At 74.1% G+C, this 16,088-nt stretch carries 10 protein-coding genes; 4 read left to right on the top strand and 6 right to left on the bottom strand.

The window, feature by feature from the left end; all coding sequences use genetic code 11:
* Nucleotides 1-280: 280 nt before the first annotated feature.
* Entirely contained in the window at nucleotides 281-1,777 is a 1,497-nt protein-coding gene (gatB, locus tag ACIRPH_RS24640; protein WP_402918620.1) for an Asp-tRNA(Asn)/Glu-tRNA(Gln) amidotransferase subunit GatB, read from the bottom strand.
* Nucleotides 1,778-2,106: 329 nt separating this feature from the next.
* On the opposite strand from gatB, the gene ACIRPH_RS24645 reads away from it, so the two are divergent.
* From ACIRPH_RS24645 to ACIRPH_RS24660, 4 genes are all read left to right on the top strand, one after another.
* Nucleotides 2,107-3,276, top strand: coding sequence for a Cys-Gln thioester bond-forming surface protein (locus tag ACIRPH_RS24645; RefSeq protein WP_402918622.1), 1,170 nt, complete (start codon nucleotides 2,107-2,109; stop codon nucleotides 3,274-3,276).
* 410 nt (nucleotides 3,277-3,686) lie between these two features.
* Nucleotides 3,687-4,898 carry a thioester domain-containing protein gene (locus ACIRPH_RS24650; protein WP_402918387.1) on the top strand — a complete coding sequence of 404 codons (1,212 nt, stop codon included), beginning with the start codon at nucleotides 3,687-3,689 and terminating at the stop codon, nucleotides 4,896-4,898.
* Between the two features lie 596 nt (nucleotides 4,899-5,494).
* Nucleotides 5,495-6,721, top strand: coding sequence for a thioester domain-containing protein (locus tag ACIRPH_RS24655; RefSeq protein ID WP_402918390.1), 1,227 nt, complete (start codon nucleotides 5,495-5,497; stop codon nucleotides 6,719-6,721).
* Between the two features lie 300 nt (nucleotides 6,722-7,021).
* The gene (locus ACIRPH_RS24660) at nucleotides 7,022-8,209 is read left to right on the top strand and encodes a thioester domain-containing protein (RefSeq protein ID WP_402918393.1); all 1,188 of its coding nucleotides are present in this window, start codon (nucleotides 7,022-7,024) and stop codon (nucleotides 8,207-8,209) included.
* A gap of 82 nt (nucleotides 8,210-8,291) precedes the next feature.
* Here the strand turns inward: ACIRPH_RS24660 and gatA are convergent, their stop codons facing one another.
* The 5 genes from gatA to ACIRPH_RS24685 all read right to left on the bottom strand — a co-directional run bounded on the left by gatA (nucleotide 8,292) and on the right by ACIRPH_RS24685 (nucleotide 15,967).
* Nucleotides 8,292-9,788, bottom strand: a complete 1,497-nt coding sequence (gene gatA, locus ACIRPH_RS24665; RefSeq protein WP_402918396.1) for an Asp-tRNA(Asn)/Glu-tRNA(Gln) amidotransferase subunit GatA — start codon at nucleotides 9,786-9,788, stop codon at nucleotides 8,292-8,294.
* A 3-nt stretch (nucleotides 9,789-9,791) separates the two neighbouring features.
* The gene (gatC, locus tag ACIRPH_RS24670; RefSeq protein ID WP_267946504.1) at nucleotides 9,792-10,091 is read right to left on the bottom strand and encodes an Asp-tRNA(Asn)/Glu-tRNA(Gln) amidotransferase subunit GatC; all 300 of its coding nucleotides are present in this window, start codon (nucleotides 10,089-10,091) and stop codon (nucleotides 9,792-9,794) included.
* Between the two features lie 76 nt (nucleotides 10,092-10,167).
* Nucleotides 10,168-12,216, bottom strand: coding sequence for a putative bifunctional diguanylate cyclase/phosphodiesterase (locus tag ACIRPH_RS24675; RefSeq protein ID WP_402918399.1), 2,049 nt, complete (start codon nucleotides 12,214-12,216; stop codon nucleotides 10,168-10,170).
* 381 nt (nucleotides 12,217-12,597) lie between these two features.
* A complete protein-coding gene (gene ligA, locus ACIRPH_RS24680) occupies nucleotides 12,598-14,868 on the bottom strand; it encodes an NAD-dependent DNA ligase LigA (protein ID WP_402918402.1) in 2,271 nt (756 codons plus the stop codon).
* Nucleotides 14,869-14,917: 49 nt separating this feature from the next.
* Nucleotides 14,918-15,967 carry a methionine synthase gene (locus tag ACIRPH_RS24685; protein WP_402918405.1) on the bottom strand — a complete coding sequence of 350 codons (1,050 nt, stop codon included), beginning with the start codon at nucleotides 15,965-15,967 and terminating at the stop codon, nucleotides 14,918-14,920.
* Nucleotides 15,968-16,088: the final 121 nt, after the last annotated feature.

Genomic DNA, 16,088 nt, shown 5'->3' on the forward strand with positions numbered 1-16,088 from the left:
GAGCCCGGTGGCGGGACGGCCGGAGCGACCGCGCACACCCCCGTGCGTCGCAACCCTACGCAACCAAGGTCACACAGCGATTGAGGACCGGATGAGAGATGACGACAGAATGGTGACCCAGAGTCACCATGGCGCGCGGGCCTCGCTCCGCGCGCGCGACGCGCCGCGAACCCTCCTCCCGGGCCGCCGGGTCCCGGCCGTGCCGGGACCCGGCGCACGAGGGGCGGGCCGGCTCCGGGGGGAACCGGGCCGGTCGTCGCCCGACCGGCCCGGAAGGCGGTCATGCCCCGGCGAGCCTCTCCAGGATGAGCTCCCGGGCGCGTCCGGCGTCGGCCTGGCCCCGGGTCGCCTTCATGACGGCGCCCACCAGGGCGCCGGCCGCGGCGAGCTTGCCGCCGCGCACCTTGTCGGCGGCGTCCGGGTTCGCGGCGATGGCCTCGTCCACGGCGGCGCCCAGCGCGCCGTCGTCGCTGACGACCTGGAGGCCGCGCGCCTCGACGACCTCGTCGGGACCGCCCTCACCGGCCAGCACGCCCTCCACGACCTGGCGGGCGAGCTTGTTGGTCAGCGTGCCCTCGGAGACCAGGGAGATGATCCGCGCGACCTGGGCCGGCGTGATGGGCAGGGCGCCCAGCTCGACCTCCTGCTCGGTGGCGCGGCGGGACAGCTCGTTGAGCCACAGCTTGCGCGCCTCCGCGGACGGGGCCCCGGCGACCACGGTCGCCTCGACCAGCTCGATCGCACCGGCGTTGACCAGGTCCCGCAGCTCGGTGTCGCCGAGGTCCCACTCGGCCTTGACCCGGGCGCGCTGGGCGGCGGGCAGCTCCGGCAGAGTGGCGCGGAGCTCCTCGATCCACTCCTCGGTCGGGGCCACCGGGACGAGGTCGGGGTCCGGGAAGTACCGGTAGTCCTGCGCCTCCTCCTTGGAGCGGCCGGAGATGCTGCGGCCGGTGTTCTCCTGGAAGTGGCGGGTCTCCTGCACGACCCTGTGGCCGGCGTCGAGGACGCCCGCCTGGCGCTCGATCTCGGAGCGCACGGCGCGCTCGACGGAGCGCAGCGAGTTGACGTTCTTGGTCTCGCTCCGGGTGCCCCACTCGGCGGTGCCGACCGGCTGGATGGACACGTTGACGTCGCAGCGCATGGAGCCCTCCTCCATGCGCACGTCGGAGATGCCCAGGGAGCGGACCAGGTCGCGCAGCTCGGCGGCGTAGGCACGCGCCACCAGGGGGGCCAGCTCGCCGGTCCCGGTGATGGGCCGGGTGACGATCTCCAGCAGCGGGATGCCCGCGCGGTTGTAGTCGACGATCGAGTAGGTGGCGCCGTGGATGCGGCCGGTCGCCCCGCCCACGTGGGAGGTCTTGCCGGTGTCCTCCTCCATGTGGACGCGCTCGATCTCCACGCGGAACTCGCGCGGGCCGTCGGGGGTGTCGACGGTGACGTCGAGGTGGCCGTCCACGCAGATCGGCTCGTCGTACTGCGAGATCTGGTAGTTCTTCGGCATGTCCGGATAGAAGTAGTTCTTCCGGGCGAACCGGCCCCAGGGCGCGATGGAGCAGTTCAGCGCCAGACCCAGGCGGATCGCGCCCTCGACGGCCTTCTCGTTGACCACCGGGAGGGAACCCGGGAACGCGAGGCAGACGGGGCAGACCTGGGTGTTCGGCTCGGCGCCGAAACCGGTGGGGCAGGAGCAGAACATCTTGGAGGCGGTGCCCAACTCGATGTGGGTCTCCAGACCGAGGACGGGCTCGTACCTGGTCAGCGCCTGCTCGTAGGCCACCGGGGTGGGTTCGCCACCGCTCTTGGCAGGGCTAGGAGTTACCGCGTGGGCCATCGCCGCAAACCCGTTTCCGTAGAGGACATACCTTCCAGGTCAGCCTACCGAGCGCCCGGGGGTGGAGTGCCCGGCCCCGCCCCGGGGGCGCCCCCGGGGCGTGTCCCGGGCCCCGTCCGCTCCCGCGGATGTCACGGCGAGTACACGATTGGGCCGCTGTCCAGGCGTCGACCGGTCACCCAGGGTGCCTGACCGACTAGTCTGTGTTCCCCAGGAAGATGATTTCGCCGGTCGGCCCCGACGGCCCTCCGCCCTTCGCACGGGAGCGCAAGAGCATGTCCGGCATCCTGCGTCGGTGCGCCGCGCTGCTGGCCTCGGCCGCCCTGACGGGCGCTCTGGTCAGCGCACCCGCCGCCGACGCCGACGACTTCTCGCGTGTGGACCGCGACCCCGTCGAGGGGGCGGCACTCGTCCTCGCCGACGGCCGGGAGGTCGACACGGCGCTCTTCAGCCTGCGCGTGGCCGACGAGGCGTCGGTCCCCGCCTACGCGGCCCGGGTGGAGGAGGAGGTCCGGCCGCGCACCGCCTACGTCGAGTCGGCCTGGTCGGACACCCCCGGGTGGACGGGGAGCGACCCGTCCCCCGCACCGGCCGACCGCGCGAACTGGATCGTCTCCCACTCCTACCCGGCGGTCGACCTCGGCCTCCTGGCGCAGGTGACCGGACTGGTCCAGCTGGACGAGGCCGGGGCCATCGCGGCCACCCAGGCCGCCCTGTGGCACGTGCTGGAGGGGGCGGAGCCGGACCGCTCCGCGAACGACCTCGCGGTCGTCGCCCTCTACGAGTTCCTGGTGGCGGGCAGTGGGACGGCGGCCGACCACACGACCGCGCGCTCGCTGGAGCTCTCGCCCTCCCACGTGGAGGAGGTCGCGCCCGAGGGCCCCCTCGGCCCGATCACGGTGCACAGCTCCGCGGGGGACCCCGTGCAGGTCTCGGTCCGCGGCGCTCCGGCCGCGTGGCTGGTGGACGGCGCCGGCGACCAGGTGACCCAGGCGGAGGACGGCGCCGAGCTCTTCCTCGACGTGGACCCGTCGGTCCCGGCCGGGGTGGTGACCCTGCACCTGCTCGGCCAGGACGTGCCCCTGCCGGAGGGGCGGCTGTTCACCGGCCGAGACGGCGTGCGCACGCAGCCGCTGATCACCGCCGAGGAGGTCTCGGCGACCAGCTCGGCCTCCGCGACGTTCACCTGGCACCCCGAGCAGACGGCGGAGCCGAGCCCCGAGGAGGCCCCGGAGCCCGCGCCGCCGGAGGAGCCCCCGGCCCTCGGCGGGGCAGCCGACGAGGCCCCCACCGAGGTCGAGACCCCCGCGGGAGCGGACGACCGAATCCCCGGGGAGGGTCTGGCGCGCACCGGCACCTGGCTGTCCGGACTGCTCATCATCGCGGGCGCCCTGGTGGTATCCGGCCTGCTCATCCTGGTTCTGGGCCGCAAACGTCGCGGGTGACCCCACAACTCACGCCTGCCTCACAGTCCCCGATCCATAACTTCGGGTCATAATGCGGATTTGTCCGGGTCGGTTTTTTTCCTGCCCGTATCACGTCACATTTTCGGTGAACCGGGTTGGAAGTGGCCAAGCGGGTCGCTAGTATCGGCCGGGCGGTTGGCATTCCACGGCGAGCGCGGCCCGCTCCCGCGTCACAGCGAGCCCCACCGGACGATCGCGCCCACCCCACACGGCGCCGCGTCCCCGACCCCGACGTGGTGACCCCGGAAACGGGCGAGCGAACACGGCGAATCCAGAACCTCCCCTGAACACGCCGTGCGTCGTTGTCCACCGCAACCGTCCCACCGGCCCGTTCGGCCTCTTGGACGGGCACTCCATCCGGTTACCCCTAGAAGACACCGGGACACAACTTGACTAACTCCTCATTCCCCCGCACCGTCGGGCGCGCGGGCCTGGCGGCCACCGCCGCGGCGTTCCTGGCCCTCGGCCTCGCGGCCCCCGCCTCCGCCGAGCCCGTGGAGACCTACGAAGGTTCCGTCCGCGGCCAGTACATCGACAACGCCGAGAACGGCACCCGGGTCAACATGGACGGTGGCAGTGCGCGCACCAGCCTGTTCAACCTGGTGCTGGAGGACGGCACCACCCTCACCACGTACTGCATCGACTACCACACCAACATCGTCAGGAACGCCTGGTACCGCGAGGACAAGTGGGAGAACTACCCCGGCCAGGGTGACTTCGCCGAGCCCGGCAAGGTCCACTGGATCCTCCAGAACGCCTACCCCGCGCTGAGCGCGGCGGAGCTGGGCGCCGCCGCCGGGGCCGAGGGCCTCAGCGACGCCGACGCCCTGGGCGGCACCCAGGCCGCCATCTGGCACTTCAGCAACGGCATGGCCCTCGACGGCGACAACAGCGACGGCGTCACCGCCGTCTACGAGTACCTGGTCGGCGCGGCCCAGGACCTGCCGCAGACCGTCGAGCCCGACGCCGCCCTGAGCATCACCCCGGGCACCGCCTCCGGCACCGCGGGCGGGACCGTCGGCGAGTTCACCATCGAGACGAACGCCACCGCCATCCCGGTCGACCTGCAGGCGCCCGAGGGCGTGACCCTGGTCGACATCGAGACCGGCGAGGCCGTCGAGACGGTCGACAACGGCGACACGGTCGGCTTCTCCGTCCCCGCCGGCGCCGCCCCGGGCGAGGCCTCCTTCTCCCTGGAGGCCACCGCGCGCGTCGAGACCGGCCGCCTGTTCAAGGGCGAGTCGGAGGAGCCCACCCAGACCCTGATCACCGCCCAGGGCGGCGAGACCACGGTCACCGCCTCCGCGTCGGCCACCTGGGAGGAGGGCGGCGAGACCACGCCCCCCACCGACGAGCCCAGCGAGCCGACCGAGGAGCCCAGCGAGCCGGAGTCCCCGGCCCCGACGCCGGGCCCGAGCGTCGAGCCCAGCGACACGCCCTCGCGTCCCGCTGACGACAGCAACGAGCCGACCCTCCCGGTCACCGGTGGCGCGCTCGCCGGCCTGGTCGCCGCGGGCATCGCCGCGCTCGGCGCCGGCGGTGGAGCGATCTACCTGAGCCGCAAGCGCAAGGCCGCCAACGCCGCGGACCTGGAGGGCTAGTCCCCTCCGGCCGCTTCCGGGCGGTCGCGTCCGAGGGCCCGTCCCCGTGGGAGACCACGAGGGCGGGCCCTTCGCGTGCGCGGGGCGGGAGGGCGGCCCGGGGCGCGGGGGCAGGCGGGGGCCGGCGGGCGGGTCGGCGCCGCGCGGCCGGGGCGGGGCGTGGGGACGGGTCGGACGCGGGGCGAGGTCGGACGCGGGCGGGCAGCGCGAAGCGGACGGGCCCCGGGGACCCCCCTGTTTCCACGCTATGGCCGAGCTCACGCCCCCACCAGATCTGTTTCCCCGCTGTGGACAACCGGAGAGGGCCCTCCGACGTCTCACAGTCGGACCCCTGCGGCCACACCCGTCCCGGCGTGCGGATGCGTCGCGCCAGGCCGTCGCCGCCGGGGCCGCACCACGAACACCGGTCTGACACCCGCCTCTTCTGCCGGGCCCCGGGGACTCCGGGCACCCCACGGCCCCCGGACCTGCCGACCCTCCGTCCCGGGTCGGGATCCTCCCTCCGCTCCCACGGACCCGGACCTTCCGGCCGACAGCACCGCCGCGGGCCCCGCCGCTTCCCCGGACCGCCCGGCAGAACCACGACAGGACATGATGTGACGCACTTCCCCCGCGCCGCCGGCCGCACGGCCCTCGCCGCCTCCGCCGCCGCGTTCCTCGCCCTCGGCCTGGCCGCCCCGGCCGCCGCGGACCCCGCCGAGACCTACGAGGGCTCCGTCCGCGCCCAGTACCTCGGCAACGCCGAGACCGGCACGACCGTCCGTATGAACGGTGCCAACGCCGGGACGAACCTCTTCGAGCTCGAGCTCGAGGACGGCACCGTCCTCGACGCCTACTGCATCGACCTCGAGACGGGCATCCGCGGCGACGCCTGGTACCAGGAGGACGCCTGGGCGAACTACCCGGGCCAGGGCGACTTCGCCGAGCCCGGCAAGGTGCGCTGGATCCTCCAGAACTCGTACCCGTCCGTGGGCGCCGCCGCCCTGGCGGAGGCCGCCGGGCTGACCGGAGGGAGCGCCTCCCGTTTCGGCGCCCCGGAGGCGCTCGCCGCCACCCAGGCCGCGATCTGGCACTTCAGCAACGGCGCCGAGCTCACCGCGCGGGACCCGGGCGGCATCGAGAAGGTGTACACCTACCTGGTCGAGAACGCCGAGGACCTCCCCCAGGAGCCGGGCCCCGCCCTGAGCGTCACCCCCGAGACCGCCTCCGGCACGGCGGGCGGGACCGTCGGCGAGTTCACCATCGCCACCAACGCGACCGGCGTCCCCGTGACCCTGGCCGCGCCGGACGGCGTCGAGCTGGTCGACCTGGCGACCGGCGAGGCCGTCGAGACGGTCGACGACGGCGACACGGTCGGCTTCTCCGTCCCCGCCGGCGCCGACGCCGGCGAGGCCTCCTTCTCCCTGGAGGCCACCGCGACCGTCGCGACCGGCCGCCTGTTCAAGGGCGAGTCGGACGAGCCCACCCAGACCCTGATCACCGCCGGGGACCGCGACGTGACCGTGTCCGCCTCCGCCTCCGCCAGCTGGGAGGGCGGCGGCGAGACCGCGCCCCCCACCGAGGAGCCGTCGGAGGGGCCCACCGAGCAGCCGTCCGGGGAGCCCACCCCGCCGGAGTCCCCGGCCCCGAGCCCCAGCGTCGAGCCCAGTGACACGCCCTCGGCCCCCGTCGACGACAGCGACCGGCCGAGCCTGCCGGTCACCGGCGGCGCCCTGGCCGGCCTGGTCGCGGCCGGTGTCGCCGCGCTCGGCGCCGGCGGCGGAGCGATCTACCTGAGCCGCAAGCGCAAGGCCGCGGCCAACGCCGCGGACCCGGACGCCTAGTCCCCCTCCGGCCGCCTCCGTGCAGTCGCGTCCGAGGGCCCGTCCCCGTGGGAGACCACGCGGGCGGGCCCTTCGCCGTTCACACCGTGACCGCTTCCGGACACACCGCGATAATCCCGCCTCACCGGGTTGGAGGCACGGGTCCGGGTCATTAGCATCGGCCGGGTAGGCCCCCTCACCGCGACCGGAACTCCCTGCGCGCCCCCGCTCCCGTGGCAGTTCCTCCCCCTCTGCCCTCCCGTGCCGCGCCGGTCCCCGGCCCCGGGCCGCCCCCGGCACGGCAGCACCCCAGGAAGCGATGTGACGCACGTGCCCATCCCCCGTCCCGGACCCGCACGCCCCGTCCTCGCGGTCGCCGCGGTCTCCGCGCTCGTCCTCGGCCCCGCGGCCCCCGCGGCCTCCCTCCCCTCCGAACCCGCCGTCTACTCGGTGCGCGGGCAGTACACGGGCGTCGCGGAGCACGGCCACGCCGTCACCATGAGGGGCGAGACGTACACGACCACGAGCACGTTCAACGTCGACCTGGAGGGCGACCAGCTCCTCACCGCCTACTGCATCGACTTCCGCACCGGCATCGTCGGCGACGCCTGGTACCGGGAGGACCGGTGGGACACCTACCCCGGCAGGGGCGACTTCGCCGAACCGGGCAAGGTGCGGTGGATCCTCCTCAACTCCTATCCGGTCACCGGCGTCGGGGAGCTGCGCGAGGACACGGGCATCGCGGGCCTGGACGCGTCGGAGGCGCTGACCGCGACCCAGGCGGCGGTCTGGCACTTCAGCAACGGCCTCGACCTGGAGGAGGTCCACCAGGGGCCCGAGCTGGACGCCGGGGTCACGGAGCGCGACGTCGTCCGTCTCTACGACCACCTCGTGGAACACGCGGAGGAGACGCCCGACGAGCCGGGGTCGGCGCTGACCGTCAGCCCCGACCGCGGTTCCGGGCTGGCCGGCGGGACCGTCGGCGAGTTCACCGTGGAGACCAGCGCCGAGGAGGTCCCGGTGACCGTGGACGCCCCCGAGGGCGTGGAGCTGGTGGACCTCGGGACCGGGGAGCCGGTGACCGAGGTCGGCGACGGCTCCACGGTCGGTTTCGCCGTTCCCGCGGACGCCGGGGCGGGCGAGGCGGCGTTCACCCTGGAGGCCGAGGCGACCGTCCGGACCGGGCGCCTGTTCAAGGGCGAGGAGCCGGACGCCCCGACCCAGACCCTGATCACCGCCCAGGACAGCGAGATCACCGTGTCGGACTCCGCCTCCGCGGCCTGGGACGGGCAGGGCGGGACCCCGCCTCCGATCGAGACCTCGGAGAGCCCCGCCGAGGCCGCCGGCGCCACGGGCCCCGCGGAGCGCGACGGGCGGCCGCTGGCCCTGACCGGCGGCGCGGTCACCGCCCTGGTCGCGGCCGGCGCGCTCGCCCTGGGGGTCGGAGCGGTGCTCCTCCTCCTGGCCCGCAGGCGCAGGGCGGCAGCCGGCACGGGAACCGCCGACTAGAACAGGTCCACGCGGCCGCGGACGCGTGTGCCCGCCGTCCCCCGGAGGGGAGGCGGGCACACGGGGCTCTGCCGACCGGCCGCTAGGCGACCGCGTACGGGCTGCGGGCGATCAGGGAGCCGTCGCGCTCGGTGAGGGCTCGCTCGACGGCCGAGGCCACCCGGTAGGTCCGGTCGTCCGCCAGCGGCGGAGCCATGATCTGGAAGCCGACGGGCAGGCCGTCCTCGGGGGCCAGACCGCACGGGACCGACAGCGACGCGTTTCCGGCCAGGTTGGACGGGATCGTGCACAGGTCGGCCAGGTACATGGCCATCGGGTCCTCGGAGCGCTCGCCGATCGGGAACGCCGTGGTCGGCGTGGTCGGCGAGACCAGCACGTCGACGCTCTCGAACGCGGCGTCGAAGTCGCGCTTGATCAGCGTGCGCACCTGCTGGGCGCTGCCGTAGTAGGCGTCGTAGTAGCCGCTCGACAGGGCGTAGGTGCCCAGCATGATGCGGCGCTTGACCTCGGGGCCGAAGCCCTGGGCCCGCGTCAGCGACATGACCTCCTCGGCGCTGCGCGTGCCGTCGTCGCCCACCCGCAGGCCGTACCGCATCGCGTCGAAGCGGGCGAGGTTGGACGAGCACTCGCTCGGGGCGATGAGGTAGTACGCCGAGAGGGCGGCGTCGAAGCTCGGGCAGGACAGCTCCACGATCTTCGCGCCCAGGGACTCCAGGAGCTCCAGGGTCTCGTGGAAGCGCCGGCGCACGCCCGGCTGGAAGCCGTCGCTGTCCAGCTCCTTGACCACGCCGACGCGCAGGCCGTCGACGTCGCCCAGGCGGGCGGCGTCCACGACCGGCGGGACCGGGGCGTCGACGGAGGTGGAGTCGCGGGGGTCGTGGCCGGAGAACGCCTCGTGGAGGAGGGCGGCGTCGAGCACGTTGCGTGCGAACGGACCGGGGGTGTCCAGGGACGAGGCGAACGCGATCATCCCGTAGCGGGACGAGCCCCCGTAGGTGGGCTTGGCCCCGACCAGTCCGCACACGGCGGCGGGCTGGCGGATGGAGCCGCCGGTGTCGGTCCCGGTGGCCAGGGGCGCCTCGAACGCGGCGACGGCCGCGGAGGAGCCGCCGGAGGAGCCGCCCGGGATGCGGGCGGTGTCCCACGGGTTGCGGGTGACCTTGTAGGCGGAGTTCTCCGTGGAGGAGCCCATCGCGAACTCGTCCATGTTGGTCTTGCCCAGGATGACCAGTCCGGCCTCGCGCAGGCGCGCGGTGACGGTGGCGTCGTAGGGCGGCTGCCAGCCCTCCAGGATCCTGGAGGCGGCCGTGGTGGGCATGTCCTTGGTGGTGAACACGTCCTTGTGGGCGACGGGCACGCCCGCGAGCGGCCCCAGTTCCTCGCCGGCGGCGCGGCGGGCGTCCACCGCGCGGGCCTGGTCGAGGGCGGTCTCGCGGCGCACGTGCAGGAAGGCGTTGATCTCGCCGTCCACCGCCTCGATGCGGTCCAGGTAGGCGGTGGTGGCCTCCTCGGAGGACACCTCGCCCCCCTTGATGGCCGAGCCGAGTTCGGCCGCGGTCAGGCTGATGACGTCGCTCATCGGCTACTCACCCTCTCCGAGGATCCGCGGGACCCGGAACCGCTGTTCCTCCACCGCCGGGGCCCCGGCCAGGGCCTGCTCGGGGGTGAGGCCGGGCCTGGCCTCGTCGGGGCGGTAGACGTTGGTCAGCGGCAGGGCGTGCGAGCTGGGCGGGATGTCGCCCTGGGCGACCTCCTGCACCTTGGCCACGGCGGTGAGGATGTCACCGAGCTGGGCGGCGAGCGTGTCGAGCTCGCCCTCGTCGAGCGCCAGCCGCGACAACCGGGCGAGGTGTGCGACCTCATCGCGGGTGATGGCGGTCATGAATGCGAACCGTTTCTTCGGCGGAAGGACTATCGGGTCAATCCTATGGCGTTTTCCGGGGGCGCCGCCCTCGGTGTCAGACGTGGCTGTCGGCCGGGGCGCCGCCCTCGTGGGCGGCCACCCAGGCGACGACCTCGCGGGCGGCCAGCGGGGGCGAGTAGTGGCTCCCCTGGGCGGCGTGGCACCCGGTGGACCGGGCCGCGAGTGCGAGGGAGCCGTTGCGTACGCCCTCGGCGGTCGCGCGCATGCCCAGAGCCCTGACCAGGGCGATGGCGGCCCGCACGACGGTGTGGCCGTTGTCGGGCCCGTCCACGAGGCGTGTGGTGAAGGACTCGTGGATCTTCACCTCGTCGAGGGGGAGCCCGGCGAGCTGGGCCAGGGTGAAGTGGCCGGTGCCGAAGTCGTCGAGGGCCAGGCCGACGCCGAGCGCGCGGAGCCGGTGGACGGCGGCCGTGGCGGCCTCGGGGTCGGTGATGAGGGCGTGCTCGCCGATCTCCAGGACGAGCCGCTGGGGCGGCACCCCGTGCTCGCGCAGCGCGGCGGCCACGGTGGTCGGGAGTTCGGGGTCGAGGAGTTCGCGGACCCCGAGGTTGACGGAGACGGGCAGGCGGATCCCCTCCCCGCTCCACCGGGCGGCGCGGGCCAGGGTGATGTCGAGGACCTGGCCGGTGAACGCGCGGAACAGGTTGGACTGCTCGACCACCGGCATGAACTCCTCGGGGGCGAGCAGCCCCCGGGTGGGGTGGCGCCAGCGGGCGACGGCCTCCAGGCCCACGGGCCGCTCGTCGTCGAGGGACACCTTGGGCTGGTAGTGCATCTCCAGCGCGCCCTCCGCCAGGCCCCGCCGGAGCTCGCTGTAGAGGCTGAGCCTGGCCGTGGAGTTGCGGTCCTTGCCGGGGTCGTAGCACTCGACCCCGGTGCGGGCGGCCTTGGCGACGTACATGGCGACGTCCGCGCGCTGCATGAGGAGCGGGAAGTCGGGTGCGTCCCGGGGGAAGAGCGCGATCCCGATGCTGGCCTCCAGGTCGAAGTCCATGCCGTCGAGGCGGACGGGCTCGGCGAGGGCGCCGCGCAGGCGGGCGGCGACCTCGCGGGCGGCGGAGGTGTCGCCGACCTGGGGCAGGAGCACCGCGAACTCGTCGCCGCCGAGCCGGGCCACGAGGTCGCCGGGGCGGACGCTGTGGGTGAGCCGGTAGGCGACGGTCTGGAGGAGGCGGTCGCCGGTGGGGTGGCCGAGGGTGTCGTTGACCTCCTTGAACCGGTCGAGGTCGAGCAGGAGGAGGCCGACACCGCCTTCCCGCTGGTGGGCGTGGGCGATCTCCTGGCGGGACCGGTGGGTGAGGAGCTTGCGGTTGGCCAGCCCGGTGAGCTCGTCGTGGTTGGCCTGGTGGTCGCGCTTCACCGACAGCATGGCGCTGGTGTAGAGGGCTCCGAGCGGGAAGGCGAAGAGGGGGACGTAGAGGACCGAGTGCGCGGTGGCGACGACGACGAGCGGGGCGAGGCTGATGAGGACGCCGCTGGCGTAGAGCTGCTGGCCGATCCCCTTGAACATGACCTGTCTGAGCGGAACGCGTTCGTGCATGGCCACCGCGCAGACGACCAGCACGCGGTTGACGGCGAAGTAGGCGGCCCCGGCGAGGGCGACGGCCACGAGTTCGCCCGCCGCGGGGGCGGGGCCGTCGGCGGCGAGGCCGGGCAGAGCGAGGCGGAGGACGGCGTCGGCGACCCCGAGGGAGAGCGTGTACTGGGCGGCGTTGAAGGCGGTGCGGTGGGGGGCGTGGCCGCGCGCGAAGCCGGCCACGGTCGTGGCGGCCGCCTGGACGAGGGCGGCGACGGGCAGACCGAGGAGGAGGACGAGCGCGAAGGAGAACGGCAGCGACGTGGGGGCGCCGCTGCCGGGGGCCTGCCCCGGCATGGAGATGGGCCGCAGTTCGCCGAGGACGATCATGCACAGCAGGACCCAGGGGAGGGGTTCGACCGCGAGGCCGCGGAGCTCGTCGAGGCCCAGGCCGAGGCTGGAGACGACGAGCAGGCCCGCACCGGCGACCGTGGTGCCCAGCATGTAGAGCCAGAGCGGTGTCCCGGCACGGGGACCGATGTCCCTGGTGCTGATGGGGTCCTTCATCCGTGGTCCTCGCGAGGGGCCGTGGGCCGGCGGCGGCGCGGCGCCGCCGGTCCCGCGCTCGGGGTTCCCGCGATCCGGCCACCCCTCATGACCGAATCGCGGTTTTAGATGCGTCCACATCTAACGTGTCCGTGTCCAGCTTACGCGGCTTCGTCACCAACTGTCGCTTGCCCGGAACTATCAGTTAACCAAGGTGCGGGCTGCGCGGGGTGGGGGACGCACAAAATGGAACCCTGTCCCTCCGCGGCCCCGGGTGGTGACCAGCCGGTCGGCGGGGCCCGGACACGGGGCCGCCCCGGCCGGTCCGGCCCCCGCCGCCCCACCGCGTGCGGGGGCGCGGGACCGCTTTCCGGACCGGGGCGGGGGCGCGGAACGCCGCCGCTAGGCGTCGGTCCCCTCGGGTGCGGCCTCCCCGGCGGCGGGACCCTCCGCCGCGTCGGCCCCGTCCTCCGGCGAGCGGTTGAGCCGCACGCCGACGGCGGCGTCGGCGCCCTCGTCCAGCAGCACCCGGAACCCCTGCTCGTCCAGCACGGGCACACCCAGCTTGACGGCCTTGTCGTACTTGGACCCGGGGCTGTCCCCCACCACCACGAAACCGGTCTTCTTGGACACCGACGCCGTCGCGCGGCCGCCGCGCTCGGCGATCGCCTCCTTGGCGCCGTCGCGCGTGAACCCCTCCAGGGAGCCGGTCACCACGACGGTGACGCCCTCGAGGAAGCGCGAGCCGAACTCCGGCTCCTCGTCCTCCATGCGCACGCCCGCCTCGGCCCACTTGCGGACGATCTCGGTGTGCCAGTCCACGGAGAACCATTCGCGGATCGACGCGGCGATGGTCGGACCGACGCCGTCGACCGAGGCCAGCTCCTCCTCGGTGGCCCCGCGGATGGCGTCCATGGAACGGAAGTGGCGGGCCAGGTCCTCGGCCGCGCGCGGGCCGACGTGCCGGATCGACAGGGCCACGAGGACCCGCCACAGCGGCTTGGCCTTGGCCTCCTCCAGCTGCTCGAACAGCTTCTCGACCGTCTTCTTGGGCTCGCCCCTGAGGTTGGCGAAGAAGGACACCACCTTGGGTTCGCCGGTCTTCGGGTCGGTCTTGGGCTCGGTGGTGTCCGGGTCGAGCACGTGCGTGCGGATGGGCAGCAGCTGGTCGACGGTCAGGTCGAACAGGTCCCCCTCGTCCCGCAGCGGGGCCTGTGCGGGCTCCAGCGGCTGGGTCAGGGCGGTGGCCGCCACGTAGCCGAGCGCCTCGATGTCCAGGGCCTTGCGGCTGGCGATGAAGGCGACCCGCTCCCGGAGCTGTCCGGGGCAGGAGCGGGCGTTGGGGCACCGCAGGTCGACGTCGCCCTCCTTCTGCTGGCCGAGCGGGGTGTCGCACTCGGGGCAGCGCTCGGGCATGACGAACTCGCGCTCGCTGCCGTCGCGGCGCTCCAGGACGGGGCCGACGATCTCGGGGATGACGTCGCCCGCCTTGCGCAGGACCACGGTGTCGCCGATGCGCACGCCCTTGCGGGCGACCTCCTGGGAGTTGTGCAGTGTGGCGAACTCGACCTCGGACCCGGCCACGACCACGGGCTCCATGACGCCGTACGGGGTGACGCGCCCGGTCCGGCCCACGCCCACCTTGATGTCGACGAGCCGGGTGGTCACCTCTTCCGGCGGGTACTTGTAGGCGATCGCCCAGCGCGGGGCGCGGCTCGTGGAGCCGAGCCTGCGCTGGAGCGCGAAGTCGTCGACCTTGACGACGATGCCGTCGATCTCGTAGGCGGGCTCGTGGCGGTGCGCCGCGTAGTACGCGACGTACTCGCGGACCTCCTCCATGGTCCCCACGACCTTGTAGCGGTCGCTCAGCGGCAGGCCCCACTCCCCCAGCAGGGCGTAGGCCTGCGACTGGCTGGTGAAGGCGACGTCCTTCCCGCCGCCCCCGCCCGCGGGGACGTACGCGCCCACCCCGTGCACGATCATCGACAGGGGCCGGGTCGCGGTGACCCGGGGGTCCTTCTGGCGCAGCGAGCCGGCGGCGGCGTTGCGGGGGTTGGCGAAGGGGGTGTGCTCGCCGGTCGCGGTGATGCGCTTGTTGAGGGCCTCGAAGTCCTCCACGGGGAGGAAGACCTCTCCGCGCACCTCCAGCAGCTCGGGGGCGGGACGCACGTCCTCGCGCAGCCGCTCGGGGACGACCCCGATGGTGCGGACGTTGAGGGTGATGTCCTCGCCCACGCGGCCGTCGCCCCGGGTGGCGGCGCGCACGAGGCGGCCCTTCTCGTAGACCAGGTCGACCGCGAGGCCGTCGATCTTGAGCTCGCAGAGGTAGGCGCCGACCGGGACCTCGGCCGCGGAGCGGTCGCCCCAGGCGTTGAGCTCCTCGGTGTCGAACGCGTTGCCCAGGCTCTCCATCCGCACGAGGTGCTCGACCTCGGCGAAGTCGACGCTGATGGGGGCGCCGACCTTCTGGGTGGGCGAGTCCTGCGTGGCGAGGACGGGGTACCGGTCCTCGATGCCGCGCAGCTCGCCCATGAGGGTGTCGTACTCGGCGTCGGAGACGATCGGGTTGCCCAGGTAGTAGCGGTAGCTGTGGTCGTCCAGCTCCCGGCACAGCTCCTCGTGGCGGGCTCGTACCTCGTCGGGGATGTCGGTGGTGTCGTCGAGCGCGCTCACTCGCTGCCTTTCTGCTGCTCTCGTGCTCACCTGTCGCGGTCGCGGACTTCTAGGACGCCTGTCTGCGGGGCTCGTCCCGCAGGACCCTGGCGCCGGCGCGCACCGCCGTGAGGGCCGCGCGCGCGTGCCCCGGGGAGGCGCCCGCCAGTCCGCACGTGGGCGTGGTGACCACCGCGCGGGAGAGCAGGTCAGGGGTGATTCCCAACCGGTTCCAGAGGTCGCGAACAGGATCGACGGTAGCGGCGGGGTCGGACATTCGGGCGGCCTGCGCCGGGGTGGCGTCGGTCGGCGGGACCACCCCCAGGAGCAGCCCCGTGCCCGCCTCCACGGCCGTCCCGACCATCTCGTCGTGGTCGCGCGTGAGGAGGAGCGCGTCGAGGCTCAGGGCCCGGGCGCCGCTGCGCCGCAGGAGGTCCAGGGGCGCGCCGGGGTCGCAGCAGTGCGCTGCGGGGACGGCCCCGGCCCCGGAGATCCCGGAGAACAGGTTCCGCAGGACGTCCTCCGCGCGCACCCTGTCCACGGGCCGCACGCGGCCGAGCCCGCTGGCGGTGGGCAGGGAGCCGAGCAGGACGGCGGGGAGGGAGGGTTCGTCGACCTGGACGAGGAGCCGCGCGCCGGGGACGCGCCCGCGGACCCGGTCGACGTGCGCGAGGACGCCTTCGAGGTGGGACTCCGCGAGGTCGCGGCAGGCGCCGGGGTCGGAGACCAGGCGCTGGCCGTTGCGCAGCTCGACCGACGCGGCGAGGGTCCAGGGGCCGGCGACCTGGATCTTGAGGGTGCCGGTGAACGCGTGGGCGTGCTCGGTGAGGGCGTCGAGGTCGTAGGACATGAAGCCGGTGGCGCGGGCGAGGTCGCGCCCGGGGGTGTCGGCGACCCGCCATCCGCTGGGCTGCACCTCGACGGGGAGGTCGACCAGGAGCCCGGCGGTGCGGCCGACCATGTCGGCCCCCACACCGCGTTCGGGGAGCTCGGGGAGGTGGGGGAGGGCGGGGAGTTCGCCGAGGATCGTGCGGACGGCCTCGTCGGGATCGTCTCCGGGCCAGGAGCCGACCCCCGTGGAGGAGGCGTCCGGCCAGGGGTAGGACTGCTGTTCGCTCACGTTGCCCAAGGTTAGGGCAAGGGGAGGCGGGGGGTGTTACCGCCGACCCGCACGGGCGTGGTGCGGGTCGGCGGCCGGCACGGCGGTCACCGTCCGCCCCCGTGGTCCGACGGGGTCCCCC

It is taken from the genome of Nocardiopsis sp. NPDC101807, assembly GCF_044766605.1.
GTDB classification, from domain to species: Bacteria; Actinomycetota; Actinomycetes; order Streptosporangiales; family Streptosporangiaceae; genus Nocardiopsis; species Nocardiopsis tropica.

What these genes read in the sequence shown, in the direction of transcription:
- ACIRPH_RS24645 (WP_402918622.1), top strand. Translation starts at nt 2,107, where the DNA reads ATGTCCGGCATCCTGCGTCGGTGCGCCGCGCTGCTGGCCTCGGCCGCC.
- gatA (WP_402918396.1), bottom strand. Translation starts at nt 9,788, where the DNA reads ATGAGCGACGTCATCAGCCTGACCGCGGCCGAACTCGGCTCGGCCATC.
- gatC (WP_267946504.1), bottom strand. Translation starts at nt 10,091, where the DNA reads ATGACCGCCATCACCCGCGATGAGGTCGCACACCTCGCCCGGTTGTCG.
- ACIRPH_RS24675 (WP_402918399.1), bottom strand. Translation starts at nt 12,216, where the DNA reads ATGAAGGACCCCATCAGCACCAGGGACATCGGTCCCCGTGCCGGGACA.